This is a genomic window from Desulfobulbus elongatus DSM 2908 (genome assembly GCF_000621145.1).
Lineage (GTDB): Bacteria > Desulfobacterota > Desulfobulbia > Desulfobulbales > Desulfobulbaceae > Desulfobulbus > Desulfobulbus elongatus.
Genome location: NZ_JHZB01000067.1, coordinates 1 through 5137, shown reverse-complemented (window position 1 = coordinate 5137; position 5137 = coordinate 1). Strand labels below are relative to the sequence as shown.

Below are 5137 nucleotides of genomic sequence, written 5' to 3'. Positions count from 1 at the left end.
ACTCCTTGTTGTGAAATGATAAAATCAATTTACCGCACATGGGGATTGGGGCAATAGGTTTTACAGGGTTACGGGGTTTTTCAACGGGCTGCTAATGTATCGAGGTGAGAGTCGCTGAAATACGCTTGGGGAGGAGTGCCCGTTTTGCCGCAAAAGCTTGCACCAATCTCCAACGAGGCCCGTTTTTTTGGGTCTAATTCAAGGCTGATTTTATCAAGTCCTTCACCTGGGTGAACAATTTCGTACAGCCTGCCCACCTCAGTCGCAATATTTGAAAGAGTTGCATCTGTATACTTGCGGCGCTCCTCTTCTGCAATTTCCAGAGACCTTTTCATTCGAGGCAAAAGGGAATCGATGTCTTTCTGGGCAATAAAATTTTCATTGTAGGTATTTAGAGATCTTTTGAGGGTGTTGATGAATTGCTTTTTATCTTGGCGGATGGTTTCGGCATTTTTCCATGTTTCAGGTAATGAAACGGTATCAGCAAACCATGCTGGCCATTGTGCGAAATCTTCAGGTATCGGCATTCCTGGTAATGAAATGTCAGGTGGCCACGTATACTGATCGAGGCATGACTTGAATGCTGTTGCGGCCTCTCTTGCATCATTTTGCACAGATTCAAGCCCACTTTCCGCTCCCTTTACATCTTGAGATTTTGCTCTTTGGGTTGTCTGTGCAGTTTGCAATGAAGAAAATGATAACAATCTTGAATTTATACGATCATTCAATCCATCGACTTTCTCCGCGCTTTCACACAACGGACAAACTGCTGAAGCGGGATGTTTGATCAAATAATCTTTTGCGGCTTGAAGCACAGCTAATACATCCGTGGCTTCATGGGTAACTTTGGCGATCGAAACTTCTAGATTTTTTTGTGCTTCTTTTTCAGATGATCTAGCGATTTCTAATTTTTTCTGTGCTGTTTCAATTCTCGTTTGATGATCCTTGATACGGATGTATGCTGTTTGAAGTTTTCCGATTTCCTCCATTTCGGTGTCAAAAACTGCGGCATCCCTTTTTGACTCAGCATTGGCCCAGGCAAGAGAGCTGGCTCCTACCTTTCCCCCTTCTTCCCAGAATTGATTAATCGTATCCAGATTTTCTTGAACTCGTGCGGTTGCTACATCTCGATTCTTTTCGATATTTTTTATCAAATCCCTCAATGCGGCCTCTGATGCTTCCGCACTGGTCACATCGATAAAACGGCTTATCGCCGCATATTTTTCTCCGGCTGTAGCCTCGATAAGTGATAGTATCTGGTTACGACGTAACACTTCAACCAGAGGTTTTTTTTCGGCTGGGGTGACAATTACTTCCGCACTACCGACAACCGCTTTACACATTCCCGAGGCCGTTTCGAGAGCGACCGAAACATCGGCAGGTTTCTTGCCTAAAGTCTGCCAATACCGATTTGTTTTACCAAGCCCTCTTTTTTCCAGCGAACCGACTTTCCCTTTTCCTAAAAACTCAAGAGCATCACAAATTGTTGATTTTCCAGTCCCATTCTCTCCATATATGAAGGTCATTTTTTTACCTTTTTCAAAGGTAAACATAAATGGCTTCACTGATCCTCGGAGGTGTTCTATGGCAAGTTTTTTCAAGGGACTTTTGCTCATTGCTTACCCTCCTTATCTTCCCCTTTTTCAAGGGCCAATCGCCAGTCTTCCTGCCGCAGCTTTCCTTCTGCGTAGCTACCGACCATTTTTTTAGCGTCTTCTGAGGTAATGAGTTTTTCTGATGCCAACCGTTCAACAACTATTTGGGCCAATTCATGAGAAGGTGAAGTCATTCAAGCCTCCTAATTATGCGTGATGGGAATAATCTTTAATCCGGTAGAACCTATCACGAAACACTATCGCCAGTTCACAACTACTTAATTATCCAACGAATAACAAAAAACTGCTCAAGCTGTGTTGTTTGAATAAGTTTTCCTTCAATCTGCGCAATTAAATCATCCCGTTGCCGATCCACCTCGTCTTGAGCTTCAAAAAGTGAACGTCGCTTCTGGTTACGCTGGGACTCCAAGGTCTTGATCTGTTTTTGACCGGCAAGCTTTTCCTCCAGAGTTAAAGCCGTGCTCGTCGCTCGACGGACTTCCTTGATCTGGCGATCGACCTCTTTGATCTCCCGTTCCAGCCCTGCTTTCAGATCATCGGCCCAACCATCGAGTTTATCCGCCTCAGCTGCAAAGAAACGTGCGTTTCGTTCGGAGACATGGCGCTGGATGGCGGCTTGGCGTTTCTGAAGATGGGTCTCTAAAAGAGCGGGTGGAAGATCTTGGATCTGTTTAACGATGCTCCCCGGCAGGGTGAACAGCCTGGCCGCCAATTCCTCGGCCAAAATCTCGCCTTCATCGGTGGAAGCAGCAAAAATGAGGTGATCTTCGGCTTGCTCCAAGGATTCGATACTGAACAGCGAAAGTGTCAGCCACCCGGCTTTGCCGATGAATGGCTCCAGTTGTGAGACCTTGCCATCGTGGCGGCCATAGTTGAAATGAATTTCAGCCGGTGGCAGGTCACGACCTTTTGCTTGAGCGAGCAGAGCCTCGGCCAATGGATGATTCAGGCGGTACAAATGGGCATCACCGGAACGGCGGGGCAACTCATATAAACCCAAGGGAATAGCGGTAGCTGGAAAGGGCAAGGCCTTGAGGCGAAACGAGGAATCATCGATGAACTCGGCATGATCACCCAGCTCGAACCGGGAAAGTTGCATGAGCAGTCGTTCGTACCGGTTGAGGCAGGCGCGGGAGGCTTCATCGCGAATTTTAAGTTTCTCGCGCACTTCATCGTCAAAATGCTCCAAGAGCTTTTGCCGGGTACTGGTCATGGATGCATTGATCTCCAGGCTGAGCTCAAGCTGGAGTTGATTGAAGGCGCTTTCGATGTCTTCCGGTCTGCGGCAATTTTGGTAGATGGCAACGATCCGCTTTTCGAAATCCACTCCCGATTCGATAGCGCCTAAGATCTCGTCACTGGCGCCGAACACGCCTTCAAAGAGCTGGAATTTCTGGGCCAAGAGTTCATAGACGCGCTGATCGGCGGCATTCTTGCGATTGAGGAAGTTGACCACCACAACATCATGCTTCTGGCCATACCGATGACAGCGGCCAATACGCTGTTCGATGCGCTGCGGGTTCCAGGGCAGGTCATAGTTCACCACCAGAGAACAGAACTGGAGATTGATCCCCTCGGCACCAGCCTCGGTGGCGATCATGATGCGGCCTTGCTCCCGGAAATAATCCACCAGTGCTGAACGCATGTCGGCGGTCCGGGAACCGGTGACCCGGTCGCTGCCCTGGTGCCGATCCAGCCACTCGGCCAGGATGTGCCGCGATGATTCATCCGTATTGCTGCCGTTGAAGAGAACAACACCTTCGTGCCAAGGACTGTCGGTCAGCAGCCGCAACAGGTAGTCTTGGGTACGCCGTGATTCAGTGAAGATAATTGCCTTCTCGGCACCGCCAAATTCGCGTGCCTTAACAAAGGCAATGTCCAGTGCTTTGAGCAGGGCTTTACCTTTGGCGTTGTGCTCGATGGAGGTGGCCAAGGCGGCGAAGGCATCGAGATCGGCGATTTCCTGTTCAATGGCGGCTCGATCCGTCTCAGTCAGCGTTTCACCGGATTCGCCGTTGCTCCATTCCTCGATGGTTTCATCTAACGCTTCGTAATCTTCATCCAGTTCCTCCTCCAAAGGCCGGGCCGGTTCCTGTTGCCGGAGCTTGGCCTTGAGTCGCTTAGAGATGGAGGTGAGCGCCCCGGCTATGGCAAAGGTAGACGAAGCCAAAAGTTTGCGCAGCACCAAGGTCATCAGGGACCGCTGGCCAGTGGGCAGGGCTTGCAGATTTTCTCGTTGCAGGTACTCGGAGACCAAATGATACAGCCGATCCTCGCTTTCCTCCGGGGTGAATTCTTCCACCAGGGGCAGGCGCTTGGTGAAGGGGATATAGGCCGTGACCTGCCGACGCAAGGTGCGATGACAAACAGGCTTGAGCCGTGCCTTGAGTGTCTCGAACACCAGTTCCTGATTGAGATTGGCAAATTGTTCACGGAAACTTTTCAGGTCGCCGAAGGTGTGTTCATCGATAAAGCTGACCAGTCCGAACAGCTCCAGCAGGGAGTTCTGCAGGGGCGTGGCGGTGAGTAGTAGCTTGTCCTTGCCGGCCAGTGCAACCTTGAGCGTGTTAGCGATGACATTCGACGGTTTATAGACGTTACGCAACCGGTGCGCCTCGTCGATCACCACCAAATCCCAGGGAAGAGCCCGGACCGCCTCAGCCTTGCTCTTGGCGAACTGATAGGAACAAATGACGATTTCCGGTGCCTCAAACGGCCGAAACTGGCCCTGTTTCATGGCGGCGTTGTAGGACTTGGCCTCAAGAATGCGGCAGGGAAGAAAGAATTTTTCGGCAAGCTCCTGGAACCATTGCTTGCGAAGGTTGGAAGGGGTGATGATAAGGATACGTCGCCTGCGTTCGGCCCATTTTTGCGAAAGGACGAGACCGGCTTCGATGGTTTTGCCCAGCCCAACCTCGTCTGCCAACAAGGCACCTTTTGACAGCGGTGACTGAAAGGCAAAGAGAGCCGCATCGACCTGATGCGGGTTAAGATCGACCTGAGCACTCGCCACGGCGCCGGTGAGCTTCTCAACGCTGTCGGGCGGATAGCGTTTTGTCAGTTCATAGGCGAGGAATTTTGATTGATAATGGGCAAAGATTGACTCTTTCAAAGTAACTTGTTGATATAAATGCAAGAAACTCGCCCCCCTTTGAACCTCAGCAAAAACAGACCATCAATTTTGAATTCTGATACGCAGATCTTCCTAAGTGATTATCCACAAATAAATTGCTCGCAATTTTCCTGCCACCAGCTAATATCCGTTGAAACCAAGCAACGGGGGGAGAAATGGCACGCATCAAAACCTGGGAAATTTCGGATGCATTCTGGGCGATCGTTGAACCGTTGATCCCCACAGATCTGCGAGAAGCCGGAAAAGAATATACTCGTAAGCCGGGCGGCGGCCGAAAGCCGAAGTATTCGAACCGACTCTTTTTCTCCGCAATAGTGTACGTCCTGAGGACAGGAATGGTTCATCCGGCAAATGCGTACCCGACTGCGGAATGAGTGGCGAAGTGACA

The 5137-nt window shown here is 50.0% G+C and carries 4 protein-coding genes; 1 reads left to right on the top strand and 3 read right to left on the bottom strand.

What is annotated here, in order from left to right:
• Window positions 1-80: 80 nt before the first annotated feature.
• From Q362_RS23220 to Q362_RS0117365, 3 genes are all read right to left on the bottom strand, one after another.
• Entirely contained in the window at window positions 81-1616 is a 1536-nt protein-coding gene (locus Q362_RS23220; RefSeq protein WP_084312964.1) for an ATP-binding protein, read from the bottom strand.
• The gene (locus Q362_RS23910; protein ID WP_157470319.1) at window positions 1613-1789 is read right to left on the bottom strand and encodes a hypothetical protein; all 177 of its coding nucleotides are present in this window, start codon (window positions 1787-1789) and stop codon (window positions 1613-1615) included. The genes Q362_RS23220 and Q362_RS23910 overlap by 4 nt, the downstream gene beginning before the upstream one ends.
• Before the next feature lie 80 nt (window positions 1790-1869).
• Window positions 1870-4752: an SNF2-related protein gene (locus Q362_RS0117365; protein WP_035217141.1), complete on the bottom strand. Its 2883-nt coding sequence runs from the start codon at window positions 4750-4752 to the stop codon at window positions 1870-1872.
• Between the two features lie 152 nt (window positions 4753-4904).
• Here Q362_RS0117365 and Q362_RS23215 point away from each other — a divergent pair, with 152 nt between their 5' ends.
• A complete protein-coding gene (locus tag Q362_RS23215; protein ID WP_084312962.1) occupies window positions 4905-5123 on the top strand; it encodes a transposase in 219 nt (72 codons plus the stop codon).
• Window positions 5124-5137: the final 14 nt, after the last annotated feature.